At 42.9% G+C, this 17255-nt stretch carries 11 protein-coding genes, 2 pseudogenes and 1 riboswitch; of the genes and pseudogenes, 10 read left to right on the forward strand and 3 right to left on the reverse strand.

Annotation, left to right across the window (positions count from 1 at the left end; translation table 11 throughout):
- Positions 1-449 precede the first annotated feature (449 nt).
- Positions 450-3578 carry a UPF0182 family protein gene (locus P5683_RS16295; RefSeq protein WP_315641924.1) on the reverse strand — a complete coding sequence of 1043 codons (3129 nt, stop codon included), beginning with the start codon at positions 3576-3578 and terminating at the stop codon, positions 450-452.
- Between the two features lie 366 nt (positions 3579-3944).
- A riboswitch (Glutamine riboswitch) is annotated at positions 3945-4036 on the forward strand.
- 40 nt (positions 4037-4076) lie between these two features.
- Here P5683_RS16295 and P5683_RS16300 point away from each other — a divergent pair.
- The 9 genes and pseudogenes from P5683_RS16300 to P5683_RS16340 all read left to right on the forward strand — a co-directional run bounded on the left by P5683_RS16300 (position 4077) and on the right by P5683_RS16340 (position 16254).
- Positions 4077-4433, forward strand: a complete 357-nt coding sequence (locus P5683_RS16300; RefSeq protein WP_315641925.1) for a DUF4278 domain-containing protein — start codon at positions 4077-4079, stop codon at positions 4431-4433.
- A gap of 202 nt (positions 4434-4635) precedes the next feature.
- The gene (locus P5683_RS16305) at positions 4636-5481 is read left to right on the forward strand and encodes an ABC transporter permease (RefSeq protein ID WP_048895007.1); all 846 of its coding nucleotides are present in this window, start codon (positions 4636-4638) and stop codon (positions 5479-5481) included.
- A 77-nt stretch (positions 5482-5558) separates the two neighbouring features.
- Positions 5559-6977: an ABC transporter ATP-binding protein gene (locus P5683_RS16310; RefSeq protein ID WP_006620446.1), complete on the forward strand. Its 1419-nt coding sequence runs from the start codon at positions 5559-5561 to the stop codon at positions 6975-6977.
- 12 nt (positions 6978-6989) lie between these two features.
- Complete coding sequence (locus P5683_RS16315) at positions 6990-8432, forward strand: methyltransferase (RefSeq protein ID WP_315641926.1); 1443 nt, start codon at positions 6990-6992, stop codon at positions 8430-8432.
- Positions 8433-8483: 51 nt separating this feature from the next.
- Positions 8484-14765 carry a glycosyltransferase gene (locus tag P5683_RS16320; RefSeq protein WP_315640466.1) on the forward strand — a complete coding sequence of 2094 codons (6282 nt, stop codon included), beginning with the start codon at positions 8484-8486 and terminating at the stop codon, positions 14763-14765.
- A 160-nt stretch (positions 14766-14925) separates the two neighbouring features.
- Positions 14926-15405 carry a flavin reductase family protein gene (locus P5683_RS16325; protein WP_006620443.1) on the forward strand — a complete coding sequence of 160 codons (480 nt, stop codon included), beginning with the start codon at positions 14926-14928 and terminating at the stop codon, positions 15403-15405.
- Positions 15406-15415: 10 nt separating this feature from the next.
- Positions 15416-15769 carry a phenylpyruvate tautomerase MIF-related protein gene (locus P5683_RS16330; protein ID WP_006618154.1) on the forward strand — a complete coding sequence of 118 codons (354 nt, stop codon included), beginning with the start codon at positions 15416-15418 and terminating at the stop codon, positions 15767-15769.
- 98 nt (positions 15770-15867) lie between these two features.
- Positions 15868-16056 (forward strand): annotated as a pseudogene (locus P5683_RS16335) (phenylpyruvate tautomerase MIF-related protein); the annotation flags it as partial.
- Positions 16057-16095: 39 nt separating this feature from the next.
- Entirely contained in the window at positions 16096-16254 is a 159-nt protein-coding gene (locus P5683_RS16340; protein ID WP_155839091.1) for a hypothetical protein, read from the forward strand.
- Here the strand turns inward: P5683_RS16340 and P5683_RS16345 are convergent.
- Positions 16201-16435: pseudogene (locus P5683_RS16345) on the reverse strand (hypothetical protein). The gene P5683_RS16340 and the pseudogene P5683_RS16345 overlap by 54 nt on opposite strands.
- Positions 16436-16481: 46 nt before the next feature.
- The gene (locus P5683_RS16350) at positions 16482-16778 is read right to left on the reverse strand and encodes an IS1 family transposase (RefSeq protein ID WP_396442571.1); all 297 of its coding nucleotides are present in this window, start codon (positions 16776-16778) and stop codon (positions 16482-16484) included.
- A 324-nt stretch (positions 16779-17102) separates the two neighbouring features.
- Between P5683_RS16350 and P5683_RS16355 the strand changes: the two genes are divergently transcribed.
- The coding region (locus tag P5683_RS16355; RefSeq protein ID WP_315641927.1) for an IS630 transposase-related protein at positions 17103-17255 on the forward strand (153 nt) is incomplete at its 3' end.

Consider the following 17255-nt stretch of genomic DNA (forward strand, 5'->3'; position numbering starts at 1 on the left):
GGGTAATAGCACGATTTCTGAAGCTGTATTCATTGTTAATTATTAATTGTTAATTGTTAATTATTAATTAATAACTGCTAATTATCAACCTCGTCTCCCCACCTAGAAATTGATGATTCATTACAGCCTTTTGAGTAATCATGCCATAGGCTGTCAAAGTCCCTCTCCCCCCTGGGAGAGGGATTTAGGGTGAGGGTAATAGCACGATTTCTGAAGCTGTATTCATTGTTAATTATTAATTGTTAATTATTAATTAATAATTAATAACTGCTAATTATCAACCTCGCCTCCCCACCTAGAAATTGATTATTCATTACAGCCTTTTGAGTAATCATGCCATAGGCTGTCAAAGTCCCTCTCCCCCCTGGGAGAGGGATTTAGGGTGAGGGTAATAGCACGATTTCTGAAGCTGTATTCATTGTTAATTATTCATTGTTAATTATTCATTGTTAATTGGGAACTATAATGGCGGGTTCGATGGGGTCAGCATCAAAGACAGCTTGCAGAGATTCATCTAAAGTAGGACGCATGACAATGCGGTTTTCATAAGCCACAATAACCCTGACTAGAGTAGGTAAACTGTTATCAGTCGCCTCGAGATAAATTGGTTCTACATACAACAAAGACTGTTCAATGGGAATTACTAATAAATTACCCTGAAGTACCCGTGAACCTTGACGATTCCACAGTGAGATTTGCTCAGATATTCGGGGTTCTTGGTTGATTAGTGCCTCCACCTGTTCGGGTCCAAATACTAATCGCTGCTTAGGAAACTGATATAATAATAGTTTACCATATTGGGGGGAGTCCGATCGCGCCGCTAACCAAGCAATTAAATTGAGGCGACTGGCGGGAGTAAATGGCTGCAATAGAATAAACTCCGCCATGGCTTCGGTGGGTAGTTTCATAATCAAATAATAAGGCGCGACCCGTTGAGTTTGACCGCCATAAATTTCGGTGGGAATGCGCCAGACATCTTCCCGGTTATAGAACACCCTAGCATCCTGCATGTGGTAAGTTAATAGGCGTTCTGATTGGACTGTAAATAAATCTTGGGGGTATCGAATATGCTCATACAAAGATTTGGGCATATTTTCGATAGGTTCAAATAAATCGGGGAAAATATTGCGTAAAGTGATTAAAAGCGGGTCTCTGGGTTCACTGAGATAGTAGAATTTAATGGAGCCATTATAGGCATCAATTACGACTTTAACTGAGTTGCGAATATAGTTAAATTCGCCATCTTCCGGGTCAGAATAGGGGTAGCGACTGCTGGTGGTGTAAGCATCTAAAATCCAATAGAGATATTTACCCTCCTGTGCATTTTCGGGAACCACATCTTGCCCTAAACTGCTATCTGCGGCTACCAAATAGGGATTTTTATCATACCGTAAAAAGGGAGCGATCGCTTTAACTCGCTGTTGAATTTGACGACGAAATAGCACTTTAGTTTCCGGCAAAAAATTCCGGGTAAAAATCATTTGCCAGTTTTTTAAATACTTAGCAAAAAGTAACCGCCGCCATAGGGAATTAATCGGAATACCCCCATCACCGCTATAGGTATTATAGACATTTTCATCACCGGAGGGAAAGTCAAATTCCAAAACTCTAGTACCAGTCATCACATTGGTATTAGTGAGTTGACCGTAATAAATGCGAGGCTTTCCGATAGGGATACTATCTTCAACGCGAGGATCGACTTCTAGGGTAGTATCTGGGTTAAACCGAGGCGCAGGGCCGATATTTTTGATAAAATATTTAGGTAGTCCTCCTTCCGCTACTTTGTTAACTGGAGATAGGGTAAATCCATAACCGTGGGTATAGACAAGGTGTTCATTAATCCAAGTTTGCGCTTTTTCGGGAACTAACTGATAGTCTAATTCCCGTCCTGCAATAATCACCTGTTGTTTTTGAGTACGATTATCTGGTGTTTGTTCCTCTTCTGGTTTCAGCAAAGTATAGCGGTCAATAGCAGCATCAAGAAATTCATAATAAGGTCGAATTTGCTGGAGTTGACGATTAGTTTGTAATAGGGGTCGCTGGTCCCACAGCCGAATATTATCAATGGTGAGAGAATTGCTTTCTAGGTCAGCGAGGGTTAGTTGAGCGTCTGGGTCAAAGGTTTGAATATCAATATTATCAAGATGAAAACCCTTTTGGGTAAATTGAATATTGCGTTCAATATATGGCAATTCTCGCTCTAATTCGTTAGGCTGAACTATGACTCTTTGCACAATTTCTGGCAGCCAAACATTAGCAAAAAATCCCATTAAAATATATACAGATAAAATCGCCCTCAAAGAATAGCTATCTGCGAATAATTTGGCATAGCGTTTTGGCTGCGATCGCCAACGACGCAAGCCCATTCTTTTCAAGAAAAACTCGACATAAGGTTTAATGACTTCTACGGAAAAGAAAGCCTGCCAGAATAAAAACAGTGCAAATAATATACTAATGAAAAACAACCAGGAATAGGCGGGTTCAGCCACATTTACATCAGTATAGCCAGCACCAAATACGACCCCGCGTTCTGAATATAGTAACTCATATCGATTTAACCAATAGCGCAGAGCCATAGATAGCATAAACACACCAGCCAAGCCATGTAAATGGCGCTGCTGAAACCGAGAAAATCCGGGAAATTTTCCTTGGTTAAAGCTATCACCAGACAGGAGATAAATCAAGGTGCAGGAAATTAAGGTCAAGATAAATAGACCGAATAGCCAAAATTCTACTAAGTCAATGGCGGAGATGATAAAAATATAAAAACTAATATCTTTGTTAAAAACACCTTCTGTAATCTGAAAATCGGTGGGGTAGAAAAATCCCAGTACATTAATCCAGTGACTAGAGAGAACCCAACCAAAACCGAGGCTAAAAAATACAGCGATCGCACTTAGAGAAAGCTGTGGTTTAATGATAACTGCCATAGTGAGAGCGACACTAAGGCCAATTTGCCACCATTGGATAGGTTGCTGAGTTATCATTTCCCAAATCACGGCAAAATCAAACCGACGGGGTAGCAAGGGAACAACCAAATCCTGCTCTAGGCTGATGTTGAAATCTGTAATAAACTCATAGCCATAGTGGAGTATCATCACCACCATGAACATAGTTGGCCCAATTACCAGAAAAGATAGCCATGGCAAATTTAAGGCTGGGGGTGAGCTAGGGGGAGGCGGTGAAAATAGGGCATCCTCAAATCGGTGGTAAGATTTAATGGCGGATTGATAGCGAAATTTGTCAGCAATAGCCAAATTGAAGAACAGAAAGGCTGCACTCAAACCCACCCCTAGGACCCATAATCCTACTTGGGTTAGCAGTCGTCGCCTGAATACGGATAAATAGCCAACTTCATCAAACCATAGGTATTCGGCGATCACCCAGGTGATCATATCAAATATCAACCATGCGCCGAACAGGAACAGAAGCGCTTTTAGGATCCAGTTTTTGGATATCATGGCATCGAGTAGGTTAGATTTACGCGCTTTGACCATTTTAGCGTCTGGAGTCGATCGCGTGTCAGGCGATCGCTTTTGATGGTATCGACCATGGGTAGAAGTTTCGGCCCCAGCCATAATTGGCCCTAATGTATGGACGCTCTCACTCAGAACCGTTTACAATCCCAATGGTTAGTCAATTTATCGGGAGGGATACCCCAAATATGGATATCAAGTTAATTTTAGTCGGGTTAACCGTGGTATTTAGCATCGCCTGCATATTCTTCGGCACACAAAACGGCTTCTACGACAGCGACGACTATCATGGTAACGGTTCCGCTCATTAGGAACCCACCACCTCTCAAACCCCTCGGAGACAAGGCCAGCCTTGTCTCTACCCCTTTTGGGGTATTTAGCAAAATTGTTAAAATTTTCTAAAGAAATCCCATAGACCCTTGACATTTATTTGGGAAACGGTAACAATAGATACAGAAACAAAAACAAATCGTTCATCTCTTTTCGCTCTAAGGGTTTTCTAGCCCTAATGTTCAGAGGAGGGGAGACGGAAGTAGGGAGTAATCCCGAAGGAACGCGCCTCACTAAAGTTAACCAATTTGAACAAGAGAGGCGAAAATCATGGGACTTACATATCGCGGCGTTAGCTACAGCCAAAATACCGAATCCGTTGAAACCACCGTTGGTCAAGTAGGTGGCAAGTATCGTGGTCAAGACTGGCGCTTCCGTAACTTGAAAAAAGCACCTGTTCTGCAACCTAGCCATAACCTGACTTATCGTGGGGTGAAATATTCCAATAACCCCGAAGCAGTGGCTACACCTTCTCAAACTCCGCTGTCGGTAGCCGATCGCTCTCGGGAATTAATCCTGAAGCAGCAACGGTCAGCCTGGAAACGGGAAAAATCAATGTTTAATCGTCTGGCTGATCAGGTTGGGTTAGATGCCAACAGTGCCGAAATCTATAACCCAGCTTGGTAAATAACATCTGATTAGCTGTCAATAAATACCTTAATGCACCCCTGTTGGGGTGTTTTTTTTGGCGATCGACTACCCTATTAACGCCCTGGGACTAGCAATCAAGACACCGAATGTGGCACACTTGTCCTCAAACCATTGTCTCTAATAAGATATTTGGCTGTGGTGTGTGTAGTGGACGAGGGACAAAAAATTGCTTAGGTCAATGAAAGGTGTTGTACACAGAGTTTGGGGGGGGATATCTCCAGTTGCCTATAGTCAGTGGCGCACAAAACTCAACTTACTCGCTACCCTTGTACAACGGGACCTAGAGGCGCGATACAAAGGGTCTATTCTGGGAAACCTCTGGCCTTTACTCAATCAGTTGGCGCAACTGCTGATCTATACCTATGTTTTCTCTATTGTTTTGCAGGTTAAACTAAGCATTACAGGAATGCCAGAAGACAGTAAACTGGCTTTTGGACTTTGGCTGTTTGCTGGTCTAATTCCTTGGTTTGCATTTATCAATGGCTTGACCCAGGCGGCTACTTCTGTGATTGGACAAACTAATCTGGTCAAAAAAGTAGTCTTTCCCCTGGGGCTGTTACCAATGGTGCCAATTTTGTCGGCTTTTATTGAGAGTACCTTTGGTTTAGCGGTGTTGATTATCTTTGTGGGCTTCTCCTATCAAGGTCTTCACCAAACCCTCTGGCTACTACCGATGATTTGGGTTCCACAACTTTTGTTAACTGCTGGCTTAGGATATTTGACGGCGGCGCTGACAGTCTTTCTGCGAGACATCCCCCAAACTTTGGGGGTAATTCTCAATTTGTGGTTTTATGTCACACCAATTGTCTACCCAGCCAGCAAAATTCCTGAAGGGTGGCGAGTTTGGGTGTTTTGGCTGAACCCGGTTACGGCGATCGCTGAAAGTTATCGAGATCTAGTCCTAGTTGGAACTATCCAACATGGGGGAGAATTAGCCGTGGCTACAGCCGTATCCATTGTGATTTTCTCTATAGGCTTAGGAGTCTATCGGCGCTTACGTCCTGCCTTTGCTGATGTACTTTAGACCACAACATATAGACAATTGACAATTATCGCTGTTCGCCACCTTACCATTGATAGCCTAATCCTCAATCAGAATCCATGACTGATATTGCAATTTCCGTCAATCAAGTTTCCAAATGTTTTAAGCGATATAAACATCCCGTAGACCGTCTCAAAGAAATATTTTGGCCAAAAACCAGTCTGGCTGAAAATTTTTGGGCCCTACAAGATATCAACCTACAAGTTTTTCGGGGTCAAACTCTGGGAATTGTCGGACGAAATGGATCAGGTAAAAGCACCCTCCTACAAATTATTGCCGGAACCTTAACCCCTACTCATGGCGAAGTTAAAGTTAATGGCCGTGTGTCCGCTTTGCTAGAGTTAGGTAGTGGATTTAATCCTGAATTTACTGGACGACAAAATGTGTTCTTTAATGGTCAGTTGTTGGGATTAAAACCCGAAGAAATTGCGACCAAGTTTGATGATATTGCCGCCTTCGCTGATATCGGGGATTTTATCGATCAGCCTGTCAAAACCTATTCTAGTGGGATGTATATTCGCCTAGGTTTTGCTGTGGCTACTAGCGTTGACCCTGATATCTTGATTGTTGATGAAGCCCTATCTGTGGGAGATGAGGCTTTTCAACGTAAGTGTTTTAGCCGCATTCACGAAATCCAAGACCGGGGCGGTACTATTCTCTTTGTATCCCATTCTGCCCCCTCTATTATCCAGTTATGCGATTCGGCGGTACTTATGGATAAGGGGGAAATGTTATTAGAACATACCCCGAAGATGATTGTTTCTAAATATCAAAAAATGATCTATGCTGATGCTGATGCAGCCGCCCAAGTGCGCGCCGAAATTCAGCAGATTAAAGCCTCATTGCCTCCTCAACATCAAGTCCATAAAGTAGTTAGTATCTCTCAACAAAATGGTAATCATAGTCAGGGTCAGAGTCAGGGAATGATTAAACATAATCCTGATTATCGAGACTATTACGATCCAAATTTAGTCCCTGACCAATTGATTCGTTATCCTAGCCGGGGTGCAACTATCCAAGACCCCCATATTAGAACTTTAAAAGGTAAGCGAGTTAATCATTTGGTCGCCCGTCAAACCTATACTTATAACTACGAAGTTGAGTTTATGAAGTCCGCCTCCCATGTCCGCTTTGGGATGTTGGTTAAAACTGTTAGTGGCTATGAATTGGCGGGGGCTTCTTTTTTGGCAACCTCTCAGTTAATTAAATATGTTGATGCCGGAACTAAAATCATGTTAGAATTTCAGTTTAAGTGCCTCCTGGCTCCTGATGTGTATTTCTTGAATGCTGGTGTATCCGGTATCGTCGAGGGAGAATTTACTTATTTAGATAGGTGCGTTGATGTGGCTATGTTTAGGGTTCAGCCCTGCGAAGAGTCCTGTGGTACGGGTGTTGTTGACCTGTTGGTTGAACCACAACTAACTATTACCTCTGGTAAGGTTCATTGGGAAAATTTAGATGGTGTATCCGTGGGATAAATAACATCTGCTATGAAAACTAATATTTTTGTTAATGATAATCCCCTGGTGGATGCTTTGATTCAGACCTTAGCCCGATCGCCTCAAACTTTTCGACGGGAAATTATGGCGATCGATGAAATGTACTCCTATGTATTTAATCAACTAGAAGATAAAAACTCCCATCGTGCTTTGACCTATTACTATACTATGGGTCGGGCAATTTTGGACACGGTAAAACAGTTTGTGGATTGGCATTTTTGCGAATTTGAGGCGGTGGAGTCCTTCTTAGATTTTGCCTGTGGATATGGTCGGTTCACTCGCTTTTTAATCGAAGAAATCCCACCGGAAAGAATCTGGGTTTCTGATATCTATAAAAAGGCGGTTAAATTCCAAAGCGAATACTTGGGAGTACAGGGAATTGTGTCTACGTCGGTTCCTGAAGATTACCAAGTTGATCGCGACTTTGATTTGATTATGGCGACTTCCTTTTTTAGCCATATGCCAGCCACTACTTTTGAACGCTGGATGCAAAAACTTTATGATTTAAAATCAAAACGGGGTTTACTATTATTTAGTGTCTTGGATATGGAATTATTGCCCCCCCATATCCCTAGGTCAGAAACGGGGTTGGTATTTAGTCCAGATAGTGAAAGTCAATCTCTCGATAAACAAGAGTATGGCACTACCTGGGTGACAGAAGAATATGTGCGGCGAATACTTGATAGCATTAGTGATGGTAATGCTGAAATTACCCGCATTCCTAAAGGCTTAAACCGCTATCAAGACCTTTATGCGGTAAGCGATCGCTCTCGCTCTGTAGCATCCCCTCATCCCCTGACATTCTATCATCATCCAGAAGGCAAAATTGACTATTGCTATATTCAACCTAACGGAGAAGTCCGCCTGAGTGGATGGGCCATTGATTTGAACCCTGGGGTAACTGTAGAAGTTCAATTATGGTCAGACTCTCGCCTTATTGGTGTCTATCCCTGTTCTGAGGAACGCCCCGATATTGTTGCCCACTACCAACAGCCAGATTTTTTACTCTCAGGTTGGTCCTGTGTCCTCTCTAGTGACCAGATTTCCCCCCAGGATATATTAATCATCAAAATTGTCTCTAGTAAGGGCTTACAGGCGATTATAGAAGGCGATCGCTTAGTGGCCATCTCCAGTCGCAGAAATTGGGAAATTAAACTATCTGCGGCACGCCAGCAACTTAGCCAAACTCAGGCACAGTTGACAGCCACCGTAGACCAATATAACCAGCAAATAGCCCAATATCAATCCCAAATAGACCAATATGAATCCCAGAAAAGCGAATGGGAACATCTAAAATCCCAAATGCAGATAATGGGTCATCAGCTTGATACCCTGGAAAATCGTATTCAGGCAATGGAGAGTAGCAAGTTTTGGAAACTGCGGACAAAATGGTTTAAACTAAAGCGTGTTCTCGGCTTGCCTGTAAATGAATAGGCTGCATGGATATCGAAAAATTATACATACTGAATTAGTGAAGTAAAATCTATGGATACAGCATCAGAGGGTCAATCACCAACTTTAATTATCACAGGAATGCACCGTTCTGGCACTTCTTTAACGGCTTCTTTACTCCAGCAGTATGGTGTCAATATTGGTCAAAATTTGGTGGGTTCCAATTATGGAAATATCAAGGGACATTTTGAAAATGTTGATTTTGTGGAATTTCATAAAGAGATTTTGCGTGATAATGGTATTGATGAATTGGGCTGCGTCGCGGAAGATAAGATATCAGTAACACCGACTCAAAGACAACAGGCACAACAACTAATCGCCCAAAATCAGGACCCATTATCTCCCTGGGGATGGAAAGATCCTAGGACGACTCTGCTGTTGGATTTTTGGGCGGAACTGATACCAGAAGCCAAGTTTATTTTTGTTTATAGAACTCCCTGGGAAGTGGTAGACTCTCTTTATCGTAGGTCTACAGATGAAGCCTTGATTACCTCCCCAGAAATGGCGGTTAAAATGTGGATTTTTTATAATCAAAAAATCCTGAAGTTTTATCAAAACAATCCCCAAAGGTGCTTAATTGCTAATGTTTATAAAGTAGGGAAATATTCGATGGATTTCGTTAAGGCACTTAATCACAAGTTTGATTTATGGTTAAGAATTGACGATAAAAGCCATAACTTCGATGATAAACTTTTAACCAATAATATTATTAAAAGTAAAAAGCCGGGACTAATTGGAGCTTATTTTCCGGAAGCACTGACCCTATATCAAGAACTAGAAGAAGCAGCGAAAAACTTAGGCAGTGGTTTAAATCATTTTGAACGAGAAGCTGTGCAACAACAGCCTAGTCCTAGTTGGGCGTTTAAAGATTGGTCAACTATTCGCAAACTGGAAAAAGAATGCGGTATTTTAGAAGCTGATGTTAAATTGTGGCAAGACCATTTCCATGATGCTGTAGATAGGTTGGTTAGTAAGGAAACTGAACTAGGTAGAACTCAACTAAAACTGAATGGTTTAGAGATTAAACAACAAGATGCGATCGCCAAATTAGTCACTACCGAAGAACAATTAGGAAAAACCCAGGGGGAACTGGAAGCCACGACCCTAGAATTGCGGGGAATGACAGCCCACGCGCACAACCTAGAAGTGGGTTTGCAAGAAGCCACAACTAAACTGGTAGCCACAGAAAAAGAACTCGGAAGAACCCAGGGTGAACTGCAAAATATCCCAGAAAAATATCAGGATTTTGATATCAAATATCAAGATGTCTTGAGTAAATTAATTAATACCGAAACCGAACTGGGAATTACCGACTTTAAACTACATAACGCCCATTTGAAAATTAGCAGTTTAGAAACCGAATTAGGACAGACTCAATTTAGACTACAAACTAGCCAAGTCCAATTTAAACAAGCCTTTGCTAAACTCCGAGAACTAGAAGAGGAACTCGGACAGACCCAAATGGCGCGGAACTTGGCGGAAGGGGAATTAGCCGCTATTAAATCCTCTAAATTGTGGAAAATTCGCACTAAATATGCTACGGCGAAAAGGCAAGCCAGACGCGCCCTCAAACCTCGGTTTGTGTCTTCTATTGATAACCCGACTAATTGGGAATTGCTGGGATGTCTCGATACTTATATGCAAATTCAGGGCTGGTGTTTACATACCGGGAAACTTAATTTAGAGGAAGTTCGCGCCCGTATTAATGAGCAAATATTCGAGGGAACCTATAATATAGAACGTCTGGACGTGGGGAATATATATGATTACATCCCCGGTAGTTCTCACTGTGGGTTTCGGGTGCAAATTCCTCTAATTCCAGGTAATCATAGAGTGCAATTAGAAGTTAAAGACACTAGGGGAAAATGGCATCAGTTTGGAGAATATCCCCTGCGAGTTTCACCCCTACAAGCTGCATTTGATGTACCTAATACAAATATCGCCCCCGTAGGAGAAACTCTATTTGCGGGTTGGTGTTGTCACCCTCAATACCAAATTACTAAACTATTCCTGCGTTATGGACAGGAAACTGTAGAATGTGCTTATGGACTTCCCCGGGGTGACGTGGGGGAAATTTTCTCCGACTGGGTAGGTAGTTCCAATAGTGGTTGGGAAGTCTTAATTAATTTACCTCCGGGAACTTGGAATATTTCCCTTGAGGCGCAACTAGAAAATGGGGAAACAGTAGCCGTAGACAAAAAACAGCCCCTAACTGTTAAGCGAATTAGCCCTATCAATAAAGTTTCTGGTAAGACTAAACAGTTAATTAAACTTAGCGCGGCTATTCGACAACGCGCGGCGGAACGTAAACAGCGCCTTGGTCGTTTAATTCCCATGCCTTGGGAAATTCCGACTATTATACGGCGAATGTCGGAAATGTACGACCAAACCAGTCAAGTTCCTGGGGAAGTTTTGTTACCAACAGGTTTTGAAGTTCCGGCGACTATTGACCCTTATGATGCTTGGTTAAAAGCTAACACCTGGACAGAAAAAGCGGCTGATATTTTGCGTAACCGTTTGGCGGCGGTTCCGGCGACAGCCCTGCCCAAAATTTCGGTGGTGATGCCAGTTTATAACCCTCCTATAGAGTTTTTACAACAAGCGATCGCCAGTGTTTGTAGTCAAATATACAGCCATTGGGAACTCTGTATAGCTGATGATTGTAGCAGCGACCCCGAAGTTGCTAAAACCCTCAATCAACTAGCCGAAACCGAACCCCGTATCAGGCTACATTTCCGGTCAGAAAATGGCAATATTAGCGCCGCCACCAATAGCGCCGCCTCACTCGCTACCGGAGACTTTATCCTATTTCTCGATAATGATGACGAACTCACTCCCGACGCTTTAGCCGAAATTGCCCTTTATCTAGTCCAACACCCAGAAACTGATATTCTTTATAGTGATGATGACAAAATAGATACCCAAGGTAAACGGTTTGCGCCCCAATTTAAACCCGACTGGTCGCCCGAATTACTACTATCTTATATGTATATGGGTCACGCCCTAGTAGTGCGTCATTCCCTCTTCCAAGAATTAGGAGGGTTTCGCATTGGTTATGAAGGTTCCCAAGACTATGATTTTGCCCTCAGAGCCACCGAAAAAGCTCGCCAAATTGGTCACATTCCCTTAGTATTATATCATTGGCGTACTGCGCCCGGTTCTACTGCTGTTTCCGGTGCCGCCAAACCTGCTAGTTTCCAGGCGGGTCAGAATGCCATAACTGATGCTATCACCCGCCGTCAAAGCGCCGCTACTGTTCATCAACCCCAATGGGCGGTTAAATTAAATCTAGGTATATTTAGCCATACTTTCCCCCATACCGGACCTTCCGTAGCTATTATAATTCCCACCAAAAATCAATTAAAGCTACTGCAAGCCTGTATTAATTCCCTGGCAAAAACCACATATCAAAACTATCAAATTGTAGTCATTGACAACCAAAGTGATGACCCCCAAACTTTGGCATATTTAGCCAGTTTGTCAGAGTTAGATAAATGTAGGGTTATGAAAATTCCTAATCCGGCAACTGGGTTTAGTTTTGCCTACATTAATAATCGCGCCGCCGAACAGGTAGAAGCTGATTATTTGCTATTCCTCAATAATGACACAGAAATACTTAACCCAGACTGGTTATCTCAAATGATTGGTTATGGTCAATTTGAGGGCGTGGGTGCTGTGGGTGCGCGGTTGATTTTCCCCAATGATACTATTCAACACGCCGGAATTATTCATGGGTTACATCATGGGTTAGCCGGTCATGCTTTTAAACTGACTCATCGAGATGATTTTGGTTATTTAGCCTATTCTAAAGTAGTCAAAAATTACTCAGCCGTCACCGCCGCTTGTTTACTAACTCCTAAAGCACTATTTTTAGAAATGGGGGGTTTTAATCAAACGGATTTTGCTGTAGCCTATAACGACGCAGACTATGGCTATCGACTATCTGAGGCGGGATATCGTTGTGTTTATTGTCCTGATGCTGAATTAATTCACCGAGAAGGAACCAGTCGCGGTTTTGGGGATAACCCCAAAGAAGTGGCTACCTTCCGCCGTCGCTATGCTGATAAAATTGACCCCTTTTATAGCCCCCATTTATCCCTAGCTAATGAGTGGTTCCAGATACAACCCAGACGCTATTTTTGGCATAACTTAACTGTAAAAATTCAGCCCAAAGTTTTGATGTGTAGTAATGCTTTGGAATACACAGGAGCCCCTTTACATCAGTTGGAAATCGCCCTAAAATTAGCGGGAGATGGGGATATAGAACCTGTCATCTTTAGTGTCACAGATGGACCCCTGCGACAAGTATATGAACAGCAGGGAATTAAAGTGATAGTCCGAGAACATCCCTTAACTGGTGTTTACGATAGACAGGGTTATCATCAGGCTATTTCGGCTTTAGCTGAAGAGTTAAGCCTTGATAGCTATGACCTGGTTTATGCTAATACCTTAGAGAATTTCTTTATGGTAGCCGCCGCCGAAAATGTGGGGGTCCCCTGTGTGTGGAATGTCCATGAGAGTGAACCATGGCAGACCTATTTTAATCGCTTTGGGGGTGAAATTGCCGCCCAGGCTTTGGAATGTTTCCGCTTCCCCTATCGGGTGATTTTTGTGGCTGATGCTACCCGTAACCAATATTTGCCATTGAATAGCCACCATAATTTTATCACGATTCATAATGGTTTGGATGTCGATCGCCTCTTAACCCAAGCCGAAAAATGGAATCGTAAATCCGCCCGCGAAACCCTGGATATAGACCCCGGAGAAATCGCGATTTTACTATTAGGAACAGTTTGCGATCGCAAAGGTCAACAGGACTTAGTGAAAGCCCTTCCCTTACTACCCCCCCAATGGCATTCTCGCATCCGTTGTTTAATTGTAGGCGATCGACCCAGCCTTTACAGTAGTCAATTAGCCAACCTAGTTAATCAACTACCAGAGTCCTTACGCAGTCGCGTTTCCGTAGTCCCAGAAACCCCCGAAACAGCCCTTTATTATCGCGCGGCGGATATCTTCATTTGCACCTCCCGCATCGAAAGTTATCCCCGCGTAATTTTAGAAGCCATGGGTTTTGATTTACCAATTATCACCACCCCTGTATTTGGCATTCCTGAACAAGTGCGCCGTGAAATTAATGCCCTATTTTATACACCCAATCAACCCGATGAGTTAGCCAAATGTCTCACCGAACTGCTCGAAAATGAGCCTAAAAGGCAGCAATTCGCCCAAAATGCCAAATATGTCCTAGACTCCCTCAATCGCTTTGAGGAGATGACAGCAGCCTATGGTGAGATTTTCCAAGAAGCCTATTTAATGAATCCTCATCAGTTATCCCAGGAAGCGCCCGAATTAGAAGCCGCAGAATTAGAACTTGTAGCAACAGAAACAGCCCCAGAAACTCCAGTGCTACCAGAAACCCTTACCATAGAAGCACCCCAGGATAAAAACTACTGGGAAACCAACCCCACTGCAGCCATAGCCAGTCAGTGGGTATCTAACCCCATTGTAGCTGATACCATTTATAAGCGAATGTCTGGTGGTCAGAGTGAAAAATATTGGCTACGATGGCTAATTGAAGACTATTTTTGCCAGCGAAATTTCGACCAATTAATCTCCCTCGGTTGTGGTATCGGCAACCATGAAATCGTCATGGCACAACAACGGTTTGCCAACCATATTGATGCCTTTGATTTCTCCGAAGCATCCCTAAATATTGCCCGCCAAACTGCGGCTAATGTGGGAGTTAATATCAACTTTTATCAGGACGATTTCAATACCTTTACTCTTGATAAAGGCAAAAAATACGATATTGCCTTCTGTTCGGGATCCTTACATCACGTCAAAGAAATCGAGAGATTTTTAGGCATAGTTCACGGCTGCCTTCACCCCGATGGCTACTTTATCATCAATGAATATGTAGGGGATAATTACTGCATTTATAGCCCCCATCAGGTGAAAATAATTAACCGCCTGTATAAATGCTTTGGGGAAATCTTGCGTTCTGGAATTCAAGAAAACTTTATCAATCCCACCATTCATCAAGTCTTCGCCACCGACCCATCCGAAGCCGTGCGTTCTAAGCTAATTTTACCATTCATCGAATACTACTTTAATATCGAGGTATACAATCCCTTTGGCGGTGCTATTCTGCATCCTCTGTATCCCCTGTTAGAACATACGCAACTGTTACCCGGCGACCCCAAATCAGAAGCATTAGTTAGGCTATTATTAGAATTTGAAGAAATCCTGATGGAAATACCCGGAGGTTTAGCGTCAGATTTCTGTTTATGTGTTTTACGCCCCAAACAGTTCTAAAATCATCCGACTCCGTGTGGGAACTTCCCTCTCCCGGAAACCCCAAAACCAGATATCTGCTCCTTGTTCAACATCCCCGCTAAATTTTTCGCCCTCATTCCGTTTCTCATAACCAAAATAACGGTAAACTAAAAACTACAAGACCTAGACTGAAAAACCCATGCTAGACGAACAAGCAAAAACAACCATTCTCCGAAAAATGCCCCACGCCCTATATATTTGTGGAGTCAAAGAAGGAGACGAAATCAATGGTTTTACCGCCAGTTGGGTGATGCAGTCATCCTTTAAACCACCCCTAGTGGTAAACTGCGTTCGCAATGACTCCCGGTCCCACGCCATGATTAAAGCCAGCGGTGTGTTCGCCCTTACCTTTTTAGAATTGGGACAAAAAGACATTGCCCAAAAATTCTTTAAGCCGCAGCGTTTAGTCGGTAGCAAATTCGAGGACCTGGAATTTTACCTAGGAGAAACAGGCTGCCCCATTCTCTCAGATTCTCTAGGCTACATCGAGTGTAATGTAGTTGGTAGCGTCGAAAAAGGTGACCACTCCGTTTTCGTCGGGGAAGTAATCGCGGCTGGAGTTCACCGAGAGGGGGAAATTCTCTCCTTAGCGAGTACAGGATGGAATTACGGAGGTTAAAACAGGATTTATGCCACTGATTAAAGTCAAAACATCGATTTCTCAACCGGAAAAATCCCAAGTTGAAAGTTTACTCAAGGATTTGTCAGCATCCCTGGCTAAACATCTAAGTAAACCCGAATCCTATGTGATGACTGCTTTTGAACCTGATGTTCCTATGACCTTTGGCGGTACCACAGACCCGGTTTGCTATATGGAAATCAAAAGTATTGGTAACATCACCCCAACCACTACTAAAGCTATGAGTCAGGATTTCTGCCAAAAAATTAATCAGGCTTTAGGTGTCCCCAGCGATCGCATATATATTGAGTTTGCTGATGCACCCCGGACTATGTGGGGCTGGAATGGTGGCACATTCGACTAGGTGACTTAACAGATCCTTAACAGTTGACATCAGACCTGCTGTGAAATTAACGGCAATTGGCAACCCTCTCCCACCGGGAGGGGGAATCAGTTTTAATTATGCCACTGATTAAAGTCAAAACATCGATTTCTCAACCGGAAAAATCCCAAGTTGAAAGTTTACTCAAGGATTTGTCAGCATCCCTGGCTAAACATCTAAGTAAACCCGAATCCTATGTGATGACTGCTTTTGAACCTGATGTTCCTATGACCTTTGGCGGTACCACGGACCCGGTCTGCTATATGGAAGCGTTTACCGTTGTCTTGGAATTGTAGAAGTCCAGATTGGTGTCAAGGGACTTAATGCGATCGCTTTTTTGTCCTAACTGGGAATTTGTACTTGTTTTGTCCATTTTCCCAGTAGGCTACCTTCCATTGGGTCAGTCTGATAACTTACTCCTTGCTTTCTCCCCTGGGACGGTTAATCCGGCTAGTGCGATCGCTTAATCCTGTTGGGTACTGCCTATATTGATTTAGGATTGTGTAAATCAGCTTCATTAGTTCGTTGTCTCTGGAGTTAACCTCTGATATCAGTTTCTGGTTTTTCTTCATTAACTGCCAGACTAAAAAAAACTGTAATGCCATCAGTTCCTAGTTTGACTATATCTGGTAATACGTTAGAATCCATCGTTGTTGATTTCGTTGTCTTTTAGGTATTGCACAGTGAAGAATGATTAAGAGAACGGAGGAAGTTGTCCATGCTTCAAATAATAGATAAGTAAGCGAATTGATTTGTACAACATCTCAGTGGACTTGGAATCACACAAAGTTTTGCGATGTAGCCTGGCTAAATAGTGCCTCAGACGGCAGTTTTCTCCTTCTACTCTTGTCATAGCCGTTTTGCTGACTAGATGATTGCAATCCTCAATTAAGCAAGGATAAACTTTGTATCCGTCCGTAATATATAGAAAACAAGGTGCGAGACGTTTAGGAATCAAATAAGGCTGCAATGCCTGAAATAACTTCCTAATGGGACTTTCACCCCTTGGTGGAATATAAGGGATTCACATTCCTGACCATCCCATAACTGTTTATATGTCCCGACGCTTGGAGAAATCTAAGCAAGGCAGGGAACTCAAGGTCATAAACAAACTGAGAAATCAGGGAGTAGAGAGTGCGAAATGTTGAGGAGACCAAATAAGGCTGTGATCCCTGAAATCACCTCCTAGTTGGGAAGCCAGCCCCGAGTCTGGATAAGAGGTCGGAGCCTCGAACCATTCCCCATAACTGTTTATATAGCACAAGACAGAAAAGTTAGGACGTATAATGGCAAGGATATCTACAGAAGACCCAAAATGCCAGCCCCCTACAGTTACGACCTTAGACAAAAAGTTATCAATGCAATTGAACTATACGGTATGTCCAAAACCAAAGCCAGTCAATTTTTCCATCTCAGCCGGAACACCATTAATCTCTGGCTGCCAAGAAAAGCACAGACCGGAGACTTG

The sequence above is a fragment of the Limnospira sp. PMC 1279.21 genome (assembly GCF_032349615.1).
Taxonomy (GTDB): Bacteria; Cyanobacteriota; Cyanobacteriia; order Cyanobacteriales; family Microcoleaceae; genus Limnospira; species Limnospira fusiformis.

Excerpts from the sequence above, each read along its gene's own strand:
- P5683_RS16295 (WP_315641924.1), bottom strand. The coding sequence starts at position 3,578 with ATGGCTGGGGCCGAAACTTCTACCCATGGTCGATACCATCAAAAGCGA.
- P5683_RS16300 (WP_315641925.1), top strand. The coding sequence starts at position 4,077 with ATGGGACTTACATATCGCGGCGTTAGCTACAGCCAAAATACCGAATCC.
- P5683_RS16305 (WP_048895007.1), top strand. The coding sequence starts at position 4,636 with ATGAAAGGTGTTGTACACAGAGTTTGGGGGGGGATATCTCCAGTTGCC.
- P5683_RS16310 (WP_006620446.1), top strand. The coding sequence starts at position 5,559 with ATGACTGATATTGCAATTTCCGTCAATCAAGTTTCCAAATGTTTTAAG.
- P5683_RS16315 (WP_315641926.1), top strand. The coding sequence starts at position 6,990 with ATGAAAACTAATATTTTTGTTAATGATAATCCCCTGGTGGATGCTTTG.
- P5683_RS16320 (WP_315640466.1), top strand. The coding sequence starts at position 8,484 with ATGGATACAGCATCAGAGGGTCAATCACCAACTTTAATTATCACAGGA.
- P5683_RS16325 (WP_006620443.1), top strand. The coding sequence starts at position 14,926 with ATGCTAGACGAACAAGCAAAAACAACCATTCTCCGAAAAATGCCCCAC.
- P5683_RS16330 (WP_006618154.1), top strand. The coding sequence starts at position 15,416 with ATGCCACTGATTAAAGTCAAAACATCGATTTCTCAACCGGAAAAATCC.